We start from the raw sequence: 16,343 nt of genomic DNA, 5'->3' as shown, positions 1-16,343 counted from the left end.
TTAAATGGTTAGTGTTCGCGATATCTGTGAGGCATTTTTTAGTCTTGAAGAGAAATATAATCTTAATTATCAGGAAATTCAAGGCTGTTTTGCTTGGCAATTAATTAGAATGCATCTCTATTATGATATCACACGAAAAACACAAATGTTTGGAGCCCCCCAACAAAAATCTTTATCTCTTTTAGATAAGGTAAATTCATTTTTACCTTTTTTTAAAAATTCATTACTTCACAATCCTTTCACTGGAAAATACAATAAGGACATTTTAATTTTTGACCATTCCCGTAAGGTTATCTTTAATGACGAGTATTGTGATATTTACAGTAACTTTTTAGTGGACTTTTTAAGTGATGACTATTCATTTGAGGTTTTGGAATCTCCTTATTTAAATCATCATTTCACACAAAAACAGGATTATATCTCATACACTGATGCGATTCAGTTAGGTTCTTATATTCACAAAAAGCTTAACAAGATAGAATTTAGTCAAAGTGAAAAGGAACTTATTTTAAAAGTTCAAAATGAACTTGAATCAATTTTTAACATTGAGCTTAATATTCCATGGATGTTAACAACACATATTTTAAATTTTCAATATGATTATAAAAAATATATTGAGTTGTTTAAAAAAAGAAATCCTAAAATTGTGTTTGTTGTTGTAGCTTATGAAAATCATCCTATTGTAGCCGCCGCTAAACATCTGGGAATTGAAGTCATTGAACTTCAACATGGAACCATTACAGATTATCATTTAGGATATTCTTATCCTGAAAAAACTAGATTAAATGGCGAAATTCCCTATTTCCCAGATAAAATATTGTCTTTTGGAGATTATTGGCTGAATGAGGATACTTGTCCGATTATCCGGGAAAATGTCATTCCTATTGGATTTTCATATTTCGAATCCCAATCTAAAGACTTCATTGGCATTGAAGCTATTGATAATCAAATACTGTTCATATCTCAGGGGGTAATAGGCAGATATTTATCAAAACTCGCAGTTGAATTTGCAAAAACTCAAAAGGATTTAAAAATTATTTATAAATTGCATCCTGGAGAATATGCAACTTGGAGAGAAAACTATCCTGAATTAGCTGAAGTTTCAAGTTCTCACAATTTTGAAGTCATCGATAATAGTGAAGTTCCTTTGTATAAGTTATTGGCGGAATCTAATTATCAGGTGGGAGCATTTTCAACAGCTATCTATGAAGGTTTGATGTTTAATTGCAAAACATTTATTTTGGATGTTCCGGGAGTTGAATATCTAAATGATTTAATTGAAAAGGGTTATGTTTTTAAAATTAGGGATGCTGATGATTTAAATGATAATTTAGATGAATTCAAACCAGCTGTTTATGATAAAAATTTCTTTTTTAAGAATTTCGATAAAGGCCTGTTAAAGAGAGTGGTTGACAATGGATGAATATGTAAAATTCATCAAAAGAATTGGCATAGTGGGTATTGCAAATATATTAATATCTATCAGCGGATTAATATTCATTCCAATCATTACTAAGAGTTTTTCGACTGCGGATTATGGTGTTTGGTCTCAGGTAAATACGTTTGTATCTTTGGTTCCAAATATTGTTAATTTGGGTCTTCCATATACTATGGTGAGATTTTTAGCTGCTGAAAAGGACAAAACAATTATCAAGCAATCATTTTACTCAATGATGCTATTGGTTTTAGCGTCAACAATAGTCATGATTGTAGCATTGTCAATATTCTCAAACCAAATAGCTTTAGCTTTATTTGATGGAAGCATGCAGATAATGTACATCGTTATTGTGATGGCATTTTTCGCATGTTTAGATTTGATGTTATTGAGCTATTTTAGAACATTTCAGCAAATTACTCTTTATTCAACTTTCTTAGTGTTGCAGACTTATATTGGTGTGATATTAAGCATTATTTTAACATGGATGCATCAACCAATAGATGTGGTTGTTTTAGGGCGTTTGTCAGGTTTTCTTTTGGTATTTGTAGCAATGGCTATTTTAATTGTTAGGGATTTGGGTTTTACAACTAAACTTAAGAGTCTGAAGGATGAATTGAAATTTGCCATTCCTACTGTTCCGAATAATGTATCTTCATGGGTTGTTGATTCATGTGATAAAATAGTTATCGGTGTTTTTCTAGGATCTGCTGCTGTAGGATGTTATTCTCCGGGTTATTCGCTAGGAAATATTATACTGATGTTTTTAACTCCATTTGCAGTTTTACTCCCCGCGGTATTGCCTGAATATTATGAAAAAGGGGATATGGATAAGGTAGATACATTTTTAACTTATTCATTGAAATATTATCTTTTAATCACTATTCCTGCTACAGTAGGTTTAAGTTTACTTTCTAAACCGGTGCTTTATATTTTAACTACAACCATTATTGCAGATAGCGGATATTTGGTCACTCCAATGGTGGCTTTAGGTGCAATGTTTATGGGTATATACGGTATCGTGAATAACATAATCATTTTAGAGAAAAAAACAATGATATTAAGCCATATATGGATTACTGTAGCTATTTTAAATATTGTATTGAATATATTTGCAGTTCCATATATTGGAATTTATGGAGCAGGTATAACCACTTTAATTTGTTATTTCTTTGCATTTGTAATTACTTTAATTTATTCTAAAAGATATGCTCGCTTACCATTTGATTATAAATCAATAGCTAAAATAATAATTGCATCAGTTGTGATGGGTGTGTTTGTTGGCATTGCAAATCCAACGGGCATCATTAATATTGCAATCGTTGTTTTGGGGGCGGTTGTAATTTACTTTGCAGTGTTGTTCTTGTTAAAGGGAATAAATAAAAAAGAAATAGAGTTAATTCAAAGTATGGTGTAAGTGAATTTTATTAGTGGAATTTCCCTTCTTGTTTTAATTCTTCATAATGGTCAATATCGCGATGTTTAAAGACTTTTGCAGGATGGCCTCCGGCTATTGCATATTTTTCAACATCTTTAACTACGACGCTTCCTGCCTGAATAATTGCACCTTCACAAATCCTTACTCCGGGCAATATTGTCACACGATTTCCTAGCCATACATTATCTTCAATTATAACGTCTTTTGAGATAATTGTATTGTCATAGGGTATCGCATCACCATTATCATAATTGTGGATGCTTGTAATTATCATGCATTCAATGCCTGAATGGAAATTGTCCCCGATAATGACATTGCCGTTTCCTTGAATTTTCATTCCATTAAAATTAACATTATTTCTCAAAGTGGTTTTTGGTGTAACGTAACTTTCCCCATTTACCTTGAAGCCGCTACCATAACTTTTTGCAACTCTCTGGCATCTATGTTGATAAAATTTTTTCTTTAATTTATCAAAAATCATAATATCTAAAAAAAGAAATTAAATTTCCGCAGAACAGTCTGCAGAATATTTATTAACTAAAACAGCACATTTGTCAATAGTTTCTTGGTCTAATTTAATAGTGCTATTTTTTATTTGATTTAATAATTCTTCAATGAATAAATCTTCATCAGTTAAAGGCATATTGATTACAACAACCTCATGGTTAATAAATCCAACTAATGGTTCAACAAAGCAATTTTTTATATTATTTTCGCTTAAAAAGTTAATTAAATCTTCCCCTAGGGACAATGCTTTTTGTTTTATTTTATTGTCTTGTGAAAACTTAGCCTGTTTAGTTGTATACCTGAACCTTCTTTCGCTTCCATAATTTGGAATTTCTTCAAGTTTATTTTCATCACTTTCACTAGAACCGATTAAATTTAAATTTTCATTTTCCGATTCTAATCTGAGTTTAGGATTATATTTTTGGGATAATAAAGCATAAATTCCAGTTGGACCAACAACTAAATGATTTATACCAGATGGAGCGGTTGGTATTTTAACATTGTAAAAGACATAGTATTCATTAGGAAGAGTCAATAAATGTTCCCGTATGATTCTTGATCTTTCTTCGGTTTGTTGAACGTCCCTAGTCTTATAAATTCCATAACATAATAAAATTACTCCAATAAATAATGTTATGATTCCCACACCACTGTTAATAGTTAATATTTCAATGATACTGCCTATAAAAATAAATGCTCCAATGATTAATATTGTCCGATTCATATCTATATTAACTTCATCATAATTTAATTCATCATTAAGTGAAGTTTCATTAGGCACTATTTCATCATTTTCAGGTTCTTTAATACTTATCCTATTGAGAAAACTTCCAGAACTCTTTTGTTTTTTTCCAGTATTGGGATAATATTTATCCATACTCTTAAAGAATTCTGTTTTAAGGAAATCCTTTAAAATATAATAATCATTTGTTTTTGGAATAGCAAATTCTTTTCCGAATTTAGATAAAACAGCATCAGGAATTGTAGTTCTTGCGGTTTTAATAAATGGTTCATCTTCAATTTCCTGTTCATTTCTCTCATCATGAGCTATCTGGAGCATACTTTCTTCTGAAAAGAATTCTCCAAGTTTGTCAGTAAATGATTTTAAAGAGTGGTCTTGTTCTTCATTTGTTATTTCTTCAGATGTTGGTTCGTTGACATTAGATTCCTGCTTTATGTTTTCAAGCTCTATTGTTCTCTCTTCAATATATTTATCCAATTCTTTATTCATGTCATCGTCTAAATATCTTAAAAATCCACCACAACTATCACATTCATAATCAAGTATGCTGTCGCTACTTTTAATTTTATATTTTAATCCGCAATCTTCACATTGAACAATATGGGAATTATCATATTTGAATGTATTAGTAAATGACTTGTTTTGCCTAATTTCACCATTAGAATAATTTTCTAAGTATTCTAAGTCACCTGCACATGAAGAACACTCAAATGTGGATATATCGTCATCATCATCGAGCTGGTATTTTGCACCACAGTTCTTACAGCATACAACTTTCATTATTATCCTCTTAAAATTGCTTTATGGTAATATTTTTTAATTTTTTTTATTATATATGTTTCTAATATTTATATAATGCAATTTTCATAAATGCTTTCAATTTGCTTGGAAACTTTATTCCAGTTATATTTCTCCTCGATAAGTTTTCTACCAGTTTTTCCAAATTCTTCACATAATTTTTCGTTATTCAATAATTTTTCAATACAATTACTCAAATCATCAGTATCAAATTCACATACAAGCCCCACAGAATCCTTAACCCATGTGTGGATATGATTATTTTTTGTTAAAATTAATGGCTTTGAACATGCCATTGCTTCAAGACCGCTGGTTGTAAATGATTCATAACGTGATGGCATGACAAATATGTCACAATCAATTAGCGCCTCAATTTTATCACTGCCAGTCAATACTCCTGGAAATATAACTTTTTCATTTAAGTCAAATTCGTTAATTAATTTCTCAACTTCCCCTTTAAAACCATAATCCTCACCAACTATTGCTAATTTGATATTGTCATTTGAAATCTGGTTAAAACTTTTAATTAACAAATCCAAACCTTTAATTTCATGAATTCTTCCTAAAAATAATATTAATTTATCATTTTCATCAATATTTAATCGGGATTTAAATTTGCCTTTCTCTGGAAAGTCAGTATAGTCCTCTAAATTTATGCCTAAGGGAACAATTTCAATATCTTCTTGTTTAATTCCCATTTTTAGATATTGTTCTTTTTCAACTTCTGTTAATGCAAATACTTTAGATGCATCGTGCAATATGTCAAATCCCCACACCTTATCGAAAATTTCTTTCATTTTTTCTTTTTGGAAAAATGGAAGAACAGACCCATGAGCTTGTAAAACATAAGGAATATTATTTTTTTTAGCATATCTGTGTGTCGCTATAGCTAAAGAGTGTCTGTGTTCATGTAGGTGGATTATATCAAAATTATTTATTGTTTTTTTAAGATATCTAATTAAAGAAATCGGCATGTCAATGGTAAGTTTTGTTTTAACACTATTTGAAATATTTCTAAAATAAAAAACCTTTATTCCATCAATATCCTCATTATAATTATTTTCAAGTTTAATTCGCTCTTGGCAGCTATCTGTAGTATAGACACACACGTCATGTCCATTTTCAACTTGTGTTTTAGCTATTTCATAAGCCGCATTTACAACTCCTCCAGCTGAAAAGCAAGGAGCAAAATATGTTACAACATGTAAAATATTCATATTAAACACTTTTTTTGTATAAATATAGGTTACCCATATTTTTTATTTCATCATAATTATTTAGCTTGTCTAGCTGTTTATTTGAAATATAATATGTAACATTACTTTCATCAATTGCCGTTTGGTTACTGTTGACTATTCCAACTACATTTTCACCTAACCACCAGCTATATGGGCGGAGATTGTATGCTCCAATTGATACTGTGTCATAATGAGGGTCATTGTCAACAATATACTTAGACATCTCTTCAGGATGTCTAAATTCATCGTTTACATCAAATGTTGAGGTAAAAGCAAATGCCTGTATAATGAATAACACGATTAAAATTATAGGTATGAAGCTTTTGTTGATTTTAAGATGATTATGAATTTGAGTAATTCCCATTAAAATAAAGTAGATTAATGGTGGAAAGACAGGTAAGATATACCTATTGACTTTTATGCTATAATAACTGTAAAAAATAAAGTTGGTTAAAATCCAACCTGCCATAAAATATCCTGTTTTATTCTCATTATCCTTGCCCATTAAGAACAATGTAAGTAGAGATAAAAGTATTGTAATAAATGAACTAATATGTGAAAAAGTCGCGATTGTTATGATTATGAGGGTTATGACAATGCCATCTTTCTTATTGAGTTTTCTTTTATTGTCATACAACCATAATCCGGCACCGATTAGCAATATTGCAAAAATGGCCCATGATAACACTGTCGGATTTTCTAAAATAGGATTGCCTTTGATTATGGTGTGGGAATTAGATATGAAATTAGGCAAATTCATTAAATAATAGCTTTCATCTGCATTGTATGCTGGATCGAGCTCAGATCCTTGCTGTCCAGTAATGCCTGAAGATATTTGATATCCAGCACCAAATTGGCCACTGCCCATTATTAGGAGTATTGCAAGAACAATAACGCCCAGTATTGCCGCGATTTCAATGCCTTTTATTATATATTTCTTATCTTCAGACTCAATTTTAAATCCTTTTTCATAAACATAGTATAACATTATTGCAGGCAACACTATCATTACAGAATATCTTGTGAAAACTCCTAAAACAAATAGGGTAAATAGATATTTGTAACATTTAGGGTTATTTTTAATAGCAATAATTGAAAATAACACAATCCAAATAGTCATTGTATTTGCAGGAATGTCTAAAGTGCCGTTTGCCAACCATGTTAGGTAAAGTGTAGATGCGGAATAAATTATTGTTCCGGTCAAACTCATTGTTTCATTAAAATATCTCTTTAACAACAAGTAAAAACCGATATTTCCCAATATTGCAAAAGCTCCGGTTACGATATAAATCACAGTTCTATCAACAAAGCCCATTCTAAAGAAAATCGATGTTATAAAACAAATTACTGGAGATAAATAAATATTGCTTGTAGAATGTATATTTTTTCCGGTATAATAAATTGAATTTAGTAAATAAACATAAACATCAGAACAATAAATGCCGAGATTAATATTAAATTTAATATAGTATGCAACTAAAACAGTAGTGAAAATTATGATAAATAATAAATAATATTTATCTTTTTGTTTTATATCCAAATCTTGTATCATTGCTTTTATTTTTTTAATATTTTTATATAAATATTAGATGGTTTTTAATTTAAAATGATCCAAAGATAAATGCAACAAACGCAATCAACATTCCAATTTTTAGATATTTGGCTACTTTAGCTGCAGTATTTCTGTTCTGTGATTTAATAATGGACATTGCACAGTAAAGAAACATTAAAACTGCAACTGCAATAACTACTAAATAATAAATTCCGAAAATGTGGTGGAAATAAAGTATGGGACATAATGCAGAGTCAATGATTATTAAAATAGTTGCAATAAGTGCAGGAACTTTTTCACCGATTAATATTGGTAATGTCTTAGCTCCGTCTGCTTTATCACCTTCTATATCCTCAATATCTTTAACAATTTCACGTGCAGTTGTCATTACAAAAGCAAAGAAACCTAAAAATATTGAAGTCATCACAATACTTGGATTGTTTATTGTATATCCTCCGAAGACAAATCCAAACCCGGTCATGAATCCTACAGCTAAATTTCCAATTAAAGGTGTTGCTTTTAGTTTATAAGCATATAAATAAAGTATCACATCAGCTATTAAAACTATGATAAATGGAATCCAGTTGTTTGTCAAATAACTAATTAAAAATCCACATATTGTTCCTGCTAAAAATAAGAGATATGCATAATTTTTTCCTTTTCTTAAGGAAATTCTACCTGAAGGAATAGGTCTTTCAGGTTTATTAATTAAATCAATATCATAATCAAAACAATCATTGATAACGTTTCCCGCTGCGGTTTCAAAAAATACTGTTATAATTGCAAGTATTATGGGAATGCTGATAGTTTTATCAATAAGCGCAATCAAAACTATTGAAATTGCTCCCATAATTGCATTTCCCGGCCTCAAAATTTCAACATATGGATTCATATAATTTCCTCAAGAATTTTTGAAAAGTTCTTTGCAGTATTTTTTAAAGAGTAATCCTCTGCAAATTCATTTCCACTATATTTTAATCCGTTATTATAATATTTGGAATAATAATCATAAATAGCTTTTTTACATTCACTAACGCCGGATACATGATATCCAATATTTGTTTTTTCAATTAACTCTTTAAGGGATCCTTCTTCATATCCAATTGATAAAACTGGCTTTTTACATCCAATGCAATCATAGATTTTTCCTGGAATAAACATTTTTTCCGATTCGTTCATCCAGGAGATTAACAATAACACATCCGAGTTCATCTGGTGTTGCAGGACTTCATTTTGAGTTATTCTTCCATGAATATTAACATTGTCCTGAATATTGTATTTTTGAGAAAGTTCTAAAAGGTTTGTCTCATCTCCATAAAAATCAATAATAATTTTATCTTTTTCTATTCTGTTTTCATTTATTAATTGATTTATCGCATCAAATAATATTGATGGGTCTCTTTTTCCATTATAAAGGGAACCGGCATAGATCAAAGTTAATTTTTCGCTGTGTTCTGTCTGTTTTGCACTTTCAAAATCTATTGGGTCGAAACCCGAAATGACAGGAATAATCTTTTTGCTTGGATGGATTCTTTGCAATGTCTGTTTAGCTAATTCAGTAGTTGTAGTCAATACATCAACATTTTCAAATGTTTTCATCTCTAATCTTTTTTCAAATTGCCTTCGAATAATGTTGTGATTAATATAGGGGTTCAAATTCCATAAATCTCTTAAATCAGCTACCCATGGAATGCCATATTTTTCTTTTAAATCATGAGCTATGAGATGTGAGGTCATGGGAGATGAGGTTGACATTATTGCATCTATTTTTTCATTTTCGATAATTTCAGATGCCACTTCAGTTGCAGGTTTCTTCCAATATTTCATGCTGTCTGGATATGCGAATATTTCTCCTGCAAGGGATAATGCTTTAGACATGAATTTATTGGACTGATCATTACCACTCACTTCACGTTTTCTACCGGCATTATTTTTATTGGAAATGGGCATAAATTTTGAAATCATGTCTCGGTAATCGCTTTCAACAACTCTAACATTGTCAATCTGCACTGTTTCATTTGAAGTTCTAGGTACAATTACAATAGGTTGCCAGCCAAGTGTTGGCAGGTATTTTGCAACACCTCTTAATCTTTTTGATGCAATTCCGGTGTCATGATTATAATTAAATGCAACATAAATGACTTTTTTCATCTTCTCTCTCAGGTTGTCATTTTCTTTAAAAGTATTAATAACATGATTTTTTAGCTTAAAATACACTTTAAACATAATAACTGTTTTTATATTATAATTTTTTATTTGCAAATAATTTATATATTTAACTATTGGATTTTTTTTGTTCTTATTATTATCATGCTCTTTTCTTTAAAAAATTAATTATATGGTGTAATCTGTTTTAATTATAAGTTTAAAGAGTATTTTGCCCATAAATTTATATATCTGATATATTTAAAAATATAGTTTGAAGTTTTATTTTATCATTCAATAAATTTCATATGCTGAAGCTATTTTTACTTAATATTTGGTGTAACTATGAGTTTGGAAGACTATTATCTTAAATTGCCCGATTTTATAAAATTCAATTCTAAAGTTCTAAAATTGAGTTTTGATATTGTAGGTAGGATTAATAGCTCCACGGGAGTGTCACCTCAAGACTACATTTCAGAATTATCTTCTAGGGATGATAAGTTTAAAAGAACTCATAGTAAATTTCAGGTATTATATGTGGAATTGCTTATTTTCATAGATAAGGTTTGTAATAAATATGGAATTGATTATTGGTTAGGTTTCGGTACGCTTTTAGGTGCTGTAAGGCATGGGGGTTTTATTCCCTGGGATGACGATATTGATTTAGTTGTTCTTAGAAAGGATTATAATAAGTTAATCGAAGCACTCCCAAAAGAACTCAATAAACATGATTTAAAAGAATTTTGCGGGTTAACATTACTTTTGGAAAATAGAAAAAATTATTTCAATGATTTTAATAGTGTTTATGATGTTAAAGATAAAGAGGGCAATAAAATAATTGATGGAAAATATAACTTTTTACAAATCGCCTGGTTAAAACCATTTGTTAAAATAGATCTCTTTCCTTTTGATTTTATTGAAGATGACAAGTTAGGTGATATTTATACTAAATTTGCACCTGCCCAGTATAAATTTTATCATGAAATGTTATCGAATAAATCTAAATATGTTGATCAAATTGATTTGGCTCGTAAGGAAGTTGGATTTACAGATTTGAAAACAAAGCAGTTTTCGGATACTATTGAAGGGGTTCCCCATTGGAAAATAAGAATTTTCGATACTGATAAAACATTTCCATTAACTTCCATAAAATTTGAAGGACATGAGTTTAATTGTCCTAAAAATGTTGATCATCATCTCACTTCAATGTTCGGCCCTCATTATATGGATTTTCCTGAAGTTATTGAGAATCATGATACATTGGAATTAATTGAAACTCAATTTAATTCAAAAGAAGAAATGGATAATTCTTTTGATGAAGCAATTAAATTCTTAAAAAATATTAATGAAAATTTCGAATAATTTGTAAAATAGCTCCATAAAACAATAATTTTATAAAGTATATAATGTAACATAATATTAGTATTTAAATTATTTTAAAGTATTAATTTTATATTAATTAATTAGCTGGTGTTTATATTGGAAAAAATTAAAATAGGAATTGTTGGATTAGGAAACTGTGCAAGTTCTTTAATCCAAGGAATACATTATTATGATGGTAAAGACCCAAAAGATGCAATAGGACTTATGCATTGGGATATTGGGGGATATACTCCTAGTGATATTGAAGTTGTTGCAGCATTCGATGTTGATGCAAGAAAAGTTGGTAAAACTATTGACGAAGCAATATTTGAAAAACCAAACTGCACAACTGTTTTCCAAAAAGATATTCCAAAATATGATGTCAAAGTAAGCATGGGTCATGTTTTAGATGGTGTTGCAGAACACATGTCTAATTATGATGATGAATACACATTTGTAGTAAGTGAAGAAGAGCCTGTTGATGTTGTTAGTGTTTTAAAAGAAAGTGGTGCTGAAATTCTAGTAAACTACTTGCCGGTAGGTTCTGAAGAAGCTGCAAGATACTATGCACAATGTGCACTTGATGCTGAAATCGCATATGTAAATTGTATGCCTGTATTTATAGTAAGTGATGACGAATGGGATGCTAAATTTAAAGCTAAAGGAATTCCTATTGTTGGTGACGATATTAAAGCTCAAATCGGTGCTACTATCACACACAGAACACTAGCTAGCTTATTCATGGATAGGGGTGTAAAACTGGATAGAACCTATCAAATTAATACTGGTGGTAACACTGACTTTTTAAACATGCTTAATCGTGAAAGATTGGATTCTAAAAAAGAATCTAAAACTGAAGCTGTTCAATCAGTATTAGATGAAAGAATGGATGACAGGGATATTCACATTGGTCCTAGTGACTATGTCCCATGGCAAAATGATAATAAATTATGTTTCCTTAGAATGGAAGGCCGTACATTTGGTGATGTTCCAATGAATATTGAACTTAGATTAAGTGTTGAAGACTCTCCAAACTCTGCAGGATGTGTAATTGATGCTGTAAGATGTTGTAAAATTGGTTTAGAAAGAGGAGTCGGTGGTCAATTAACTTCAATCTCCTCATATACTATGAAGCATCCTCCAATTCAATACACTGATGATGAAGCATATGAAAATGTCGAAAAATTCATTTCTGGGGAATTAGAAAGATAATTTTTCAATTTATTTCCTATATTTTTTAATTTTAAATAGATATTGTTTAATATCTATTAATGATTCATTTTATTTTTTGTTTTAACTTATTTTTAATGATTATTTAGGTATAATAACATAATTTATATAAACTAATAAGGACATATATTATAGTTGGATAATTTAAGATTACTTTATGATAAAAATTTAGAGAGGTGTAATTAATGGCTAAAGTAAGATTTACAGAAACAGCTCTTCGTGATGCTCACCAATCTTTACTAGCAACTAGGATGAGAACAAGAGACATGATTCCTATTGCTGAAGAGATGGATAAGGTAGGATATTTCTCTGTTGAAGCGTGGGGTGGAGCAACCTTTGATACTTGTATTAGATACTTAAACGAAGACCCTTGGGAAAGATTAAGACAATTAAAATCTGAATTTAAAAATACTCCAATTCAAATGCTTTTGAGAGGACAGAATTTAGTTGGTTATAAACATTATCCTGATGATGTAGTAACAAAATTTGTTGAAAAATCCTATGAAAACGGCGTCGATATATTTAGGATTTTCGATGCTTTAAATGATATTAGAAATATGGAAAAATCAATTAAAGTTGCTAAAGATCAAGGTGCACATGTTCAGGGAACAATAAGTTATACTTTAAGTCCAGCACATACATTAGATGATTTTGTTAATTTAGCAAAAGATTTAGAATCTCTTGATTGTGATTCAGTAGCAATTAAAGATATGGCAGGTTTAATAACTCCTACTGCTGCTTATGATTTAGTATCAAAACTTAAAGAAGAAACTGATTTGCTTGTAGATTTGCACTGTCATTGTACTAGTGGAATGACTCCAATTAGTTATTACGCTGCATGTCAGGCTGGAGTGGACATATTGGACACTGCAATTTCACCTCTTGCTTGGGGAACATCACAACCTCCAACAGAAAGTATTGTTGCATCACTACAAGGAACGGAATTTGATTCTGAATTGGATTTGAAATTATTGAATAATATTAAAAAATACTTCTTGAAAATCAAAGAAAAATACTTAGGAATACTCGATCCTATTTCTGAAAGTATTGATACTGATGTATTATTATATCAAATTCCAGGCGGAATGCTTTCAAATCTTATTTCACAATTAAAAGAACAAAATGCTCTTGATCGATACACTGATGTATTGGATGAAATGCCAAGAGTTAGAAAAGATATGGGTTATCCTCCACTTGTAACTCCAACAAGTCAAATTGTAGGTATCCAATCAGTAATGAACGTTTTAGGTGGAGAAAGATACAAAACAGTATCTAATGAAGTTAAAGAATACATGAAAGGAATGTATGGTAAACCACCAGCACCAGTAAATAACGCAATATCAAAAAGAATTATTGGTGATGAAGAAATAATTACCTGCAGGCCGGCAGATTTACTTGAACCTGAATTTGATAAATTCAAATCTGAAGGTAAAGAAAAAGGATTTGTAAAATCTGATGAAGATGCTTTAACTTATGCATTATACCCATCAATTGCACCTAAATTCCTTAAAGGTGAAGCTGAAGAAGAAGAACTTAAACTAGCTCATACAATCAATGATGATGGAATTGGCATACCAACTCAATATAATGTTGAAGTTGATGGAGATATGTTTGAAGTTAAAATCATGCCTACTGGGTTTATGGAAATTGAAGAAACTCAATCTGGAAACTTTAAACCGGTTGAAGGGGCAGTTACTTCACCAATGCAGGGTATGGTAATCAAACTCAATGTTAATGTTGGGGATAAAGTTTCACAAGGATCCACTATTGCTGTAATCGAAGCTATGAAGATGGAAAATGACATACAATCTGAAGTAAATGGTGTTGTTGAAGAAATATTCGTAGAAACTGGTGATGCAGTAAGTATTGGGGATACTTTGATGGTAATCAAATAGATTGCCGTTATATATTTCTTTTTTTTGAGAGTAGTGAGTGTTGGCAGCAATTATTTGATTTGGAATATTTCTCATTTTCTCCTTTTTGATAATTTTTTATCAATTATTTTACTATTTTATGGAATGGGTATTAAAATTAGTACTAAAACAGTGACTAAAATTATTGAAAAATTTACTTATAAAAATTGTGAAAAAATATTTGAGAAAACAATAATAAAAGTTAATGAAAAAGTTTCATTATATAATCCTTATGAATTAATCAACCCAGTTAATTTAAGAAATTTATTTTTTAATTTTTAATTATATTATATTTTTAAAATAAGTTTTACCTCTTTTCTAGCCTAATTAGATTATCAGCAATATTTTCACATCCAAATCGAGAAAAATCACCAGATTGATGGAATTCAGAAAACTCTGGAATAAAATCGGAAAGTTTATATTCTTTTAACTCCATACACTTCATGTGGAGCTTTGATATTGTTGTTTTTCATATTAATATTTAAGTTCCACATTTTATATTAATTTTACTACTTTTAAATTAAAAATAAAGAAAAAATTAAACGAAAAAAAATTCGTGGCTCAAAAACTAGTGAAAATTCAAATCACACAAGTTGAAAGAGAATTATTAAAAAGGTTTTTATACACAATATAATAATATTATTACTCATGGTAAAAGATGATAGAAGTGCATTAAATCCTTTCACAGGCAAAAAACATTTTGACATGGTAGATGATGATCAGTTCCTTCAAGAGTCGTATAATGAATATTATGGAATGATTAATCAAGCACAACTTTTAGATAATTCTCAAAACGGTCAAACAGTCATTAATGTAGCTATTAATTTAATTAATGCTGTTAATGAGTATTTAGCTAAAATTGATAGATTAGATTATGTTGAAGATTACTACGATTGGGATGTTCATTTAGTGGCAGAGGATACTGTAAATGCTTTTTGCATGCCTGGAGGTAAAATTGTCATGTTTTCAGGTATTTTGTCATTTGCAAATACTGAAGAGGAAATTGCATTTATTTTAGGTCATGAAATGGCACATGCACTTCTTGATCACTCAAGAACAAGAATCAGCGCTCAAAATGCTCAAAATGCTATAACTTCAGCTGCTTGGATTGGTAGTTTTGCAATGGATTTGGTAGGTTTGGGAGGGCTTGGTTCTCTAACTCGTGCAGCTACCAATGTTGTAAGCATTGGCTCTCAATTTTTCCTGATGAATCCGTGGGGAAGAGACCAGGAACTTGAAGCAGATCATTTAGGAATGCTTATAATTCATTGGGCAGGATATGATATTGCTCATATTCCTCATTTCTGGCAAGCAATGTCTAATCAAAACTCTAATGAGCACGATTTTTTCTCTACCCATCCTTCTGATTCTAAAAGAATTGCAGCCATGAACGAAATAATTGTTGAAATTAATAATGCTGATGATTTTCATTCAAAACCAGTTATTGGTGAAGTTCCTACTCCAAAATCAGAATTTAGTGATAGTCATTTGACTGAAAATAATATTAAATTTTGTCAAAACTGTGGAACTAAAGTCGGTTTGAATGATAAATTCTGTACAAATTGTGGTTTTAAATTTTAAGAAGAACTTAAATATCCTAATGTGAAAATAAGATTTAACGGTGGTTTTAATGGTTGGTAAACAGAAGTATGTGGAAAGGTCTTCTTATAGGGTTCGAGTTTTAAAAGCTATTGGTGGCGGTATTAAAATTCCAACTCAAATCGCTGATGATAGTGGGATATTGCGCAGTCATATTTCTAATGTCTTGACAGAACTTAAAAATGAAGAATTAGTCGAATGTCTCAATCCCAATGCTAAAAAAGGCCGTCTTTATAGATTGACTGATGAAGGCATTGATATTTTAGAAAATATTAAATAGTTAATGTTTCATCGAAACATTTCTATGATATAAATTATTAATATGTTGTGAATAAGTTAAATATAACTTATTAATATGCAACTTGGGGATATGAAAACAGCACC

The 16,343-nt window shown here is 30.0% G+C and carries 13 protein-coding genes; 7 read left to right on the top strand and 6 right to left on the bottom strand.

Translation table 11 applies throughout. The annotated features are described in order from the left end of the window. Positions 1-4 precede the first annotated feature (4 nt). A complete protein-coding gene (locus tag Q9969_RS05460; protein ID WP_305555215.1) occupies positions 5-1,423 on the top strand; it encodes a sialyltransferase in 1,419 nt (472 codons plus the stop codon). Further along, positions 1,416-2,852: an oligosaccharide flippase family protein gene (locus tag Q9969_RS05455; protein ID WP_305514872.1), complete on the top strand. Its 1,437-nt coding sequence runs from the start codon at positions 1,416-1,418 to the stop codon at positions 2,850-2,852. Before Q9969_RS05460 ends, Q9969_RS05455 begins: the two co-directional genes overlap by 8 nt. Positions 2,853-2,862: 10 nt before the next feature. On the opposite strand, the gene Q9969_RS05450 is transcribed toward Q9969_RS05455, so the two are convergent. From Q9969_RS05450 to Q9969_RS05425, 6 genes are all read right to left on the bottom strand, one after another. Beyond that, positions 2,863-3,354, bottom strand: coding sequence for an acyltransferase (locus tag Q9969_RS05450; RefSeq protein WP_305514870.1), 492 nt, complete (start codon positions 3,352-3,354; stop codon positions 2,863-2,865). Between the two features lie 18 nt (positions 3,355-3,372). Then, positions 3,373-4,902 carry an NERD domain-containing protein gene (locus tag Q9969_RS05445; RefSeq protein ID WP_305555212.1) on the bottom strand — a complete coding sequence of 510 codons (1,530 nt, stop codon included), beginning with the start codon at positions 4,900-4,902 and terminating at the stop codon, positions 3,373-3,375. Positions 4,903-4,970: 68 nt separating this feature from the next. Beyond that, positions 4,971-6,137: a glycosyltransferase gene (locus tag Q9969_RS05440; RefSeq protein WP_305555209.1), complete on the bottom strand. Its 1,167-nt coding sequence runs from the start codon at positions 6,135-6,137 to the stop codon at positions 4,971-4,973. 1 nt (position 6,138) lies between these two features. Then, positions 6,139-7,710 (bottom strand): glycosyltransferase family 39 protein, encoded by a 1,572-nt coding sequence (locus Q9969_RS05435; protein ID WP_305555206.1) that lies wholly within the window; start codon positions 7,708-7,710, stop codon positions 6,139-6,141. A 49-nt stretch (positions 7,711-7,759) separates the two neighbouring features. Further along, entirely contained in the window at positions 7,760-8,602 is an 843-nt protein-coding gene (locus Q9969_RS05430; protein WP_305555203.1) for a UbiA family prenyltransferase, read from the bottom strand. After that, positions 8,599-9,861 (bottom strand): glycosyltransferase, encoded by a 1,263-nt coding sequence (locus Q9969_RS05425; protein ID WP_305555200.1) that lies wholly within the window; start codon positions 9,859-9,861, stop codon positions 8,599-8,601. Before Q9969_RS05425 ends, Q9969_RS05430 begins: the two co-directional genes overlap by 4 nt. A gap of 339 nt (positions 9,862-10,200) precedes the next feature. On the opposite strand from Q9969_RS05425, the gene Q9969_RS05420 reads away from it, so the two are divergent. The 5 genes from Q9969_RS05420 to Q9969_RS05400 all read left to right on the top strand — a co-directional run bounded on the left by Q9969_RS05420 (position 10,201) and on the right by Q9969_RS05400 (position 16,239). After that, complete coding sequence (locus tag Q9969_RS05420) at positions 10,201-11,217, top strand: LicD family protein (RefSeq protein ID WP_305555197.1); 1,017 nt, start codon at positions 10,201-10,203, stop codon at positions 11,215-11,217. A 117-nt stretch (positions 11,218-11,334) separates the two neighbouring features. Further along, positions 11,335-12,429, top strand: coding sequence for an inositol-3-phosphate synthase (locus Q9969_RS05415; protein WP_305514856.1), 1,095 nt, complete (start codon positions 11,335-11,337; stop codon positions 12,427-12,429). A gap of 203 nt (positions 12,430-12,632) precedes the next feature. Continuing rightward, complete coding sequence (oadA, locus tag Q9969_RS05410) at positions 12,633-14,342, top strand: sodium-extruding oxaloacetate decarboxylase subunit alpha (RefSeq protein ID WP_305555194.1); 1,710 nt, start codon at positions 12,633-12,635, stop codon at positions 14,340-14,342. Between the two features lie 666 nt (positions 14,343-15,008). Then, positions 15,009-15,941 (top strand): M48 family metalloprotease, encoded by a 933-nt coding sequence (locus tag Q9969_RS05405; RefSeq protein WP_305514737.1) that lies wholly within the window; start codon positions 15,009-15,011, stop codon positions 15,939-15,941. Between the two features lie 49 nt (positions 15,942-15,990). Continuing rightward, positions 15,991-16,239: a transcriptional regulator gene (locus Q9969_RS05400; protein WP_305514739.1), complete on the top strand. Its 249-nt coding sequence runs from the start codon at positions 15,991-15,993 to the stop codon at positions 16,237-16,239. Positions 16,240-16,343 lie beyond the last annotated feature (104 nt).

It is taken from the genome of Methanobrevibacter sp. V74 (assembly GCF_963082495.1).
In the GTDB taxonomy this organism is placed as follows: Archaea; Methanobacteriota; Methanobacteria; order Methanobacteriales; family Methanobacteriaceae; genus Methanocatella.
This window is presented reverse-complemented; position numbering and strand designations above follow the sequence as displayed.

Bases quoted from the DNA above. Each gene is read 5' to 3' on its own strand.
- Q9969_RS05460 (WP_305555215.1), top strand. From the start codon at position 5: ATGGTTAGTGTTCGCGATATCTGTGAGGCATTTTTTAGTCTTGAAGAG.
- Q9969_RS05455 (WP_305514872.1), top strand. From the start codon at position 1,416: ATGGATGAATATGTAAAATTCATCAAAAGAATTGGCATAGTGGGTATT.
- Q9969_RS05450 (WP_305514870.1), bottom strand. From the start codon at position 3,354: ATGATTTTTGATAAATTAAAGAAAAAATTTTATCAACATAGATGCCAG.
- Q9969_RS05445 (WP_305555212.1), bottom strand. From the start codon at position 4,902: ATGAAAGTTGTATGCTGTAAGAACTGTGGTGCAAAATACCAGCTCGAT.
- Q9969_RS05440 (WP_305555209.1), bottom strand. From the start codon at position 6,137: ATGAATATTTTACATGTTGTAACATATTTTGCTCCTTGCTTTTCAGCT.
- Q9969_RS05435 (WP_305555206.1), bottom strand. From the start codon at position 7,710: ATGATACAAGATTTGGATATAAAACAAAAAGATAAATATTATTTATTA.
- Q9969_RS05430 (WP_305555203.1), bottom strand. From the start codon at position 8,602: ATGAATCCATATGTTGAAATTTTGAGGCCGGGAAATGCAATTATGGGA.
- Q9969_RS05425 (WP_305555200.1), bottom strand. From the start codon at position 9,861: ATGAAAAAAGTCATTTATGTTGCATTTAATTATAATCATGACACCGGA.
- Q9969_RS05420 (WP_305555197.1), top strand. From the start codon at position 10,201: ATGAGTTTGGAAGACTATTATCTTAAATTGCCCGATTTTATAAAATTC.
- oadA (WP_305555194.1), top strand. From the start codon at position 12,633: ATGGCTAAAGTAAGATTTACAGAAACAGCTCTTCGTGATGCTCACCAA.
- Q9969_RS05405 (WP_305514737.1), top strand. From the start codon at position 15,009: ATGGTAAAAGATGATAGAAGTGCATTAAATCCTTTCACAGGCAAAAAA.
- Q9969_RS05400 (WP_305514739.1), top strand. From the start codon at position 15,991: ATGGTTGGTAAACAGAAGTATGTGGAAAGGTCTTCTTATAGGGTTCGA.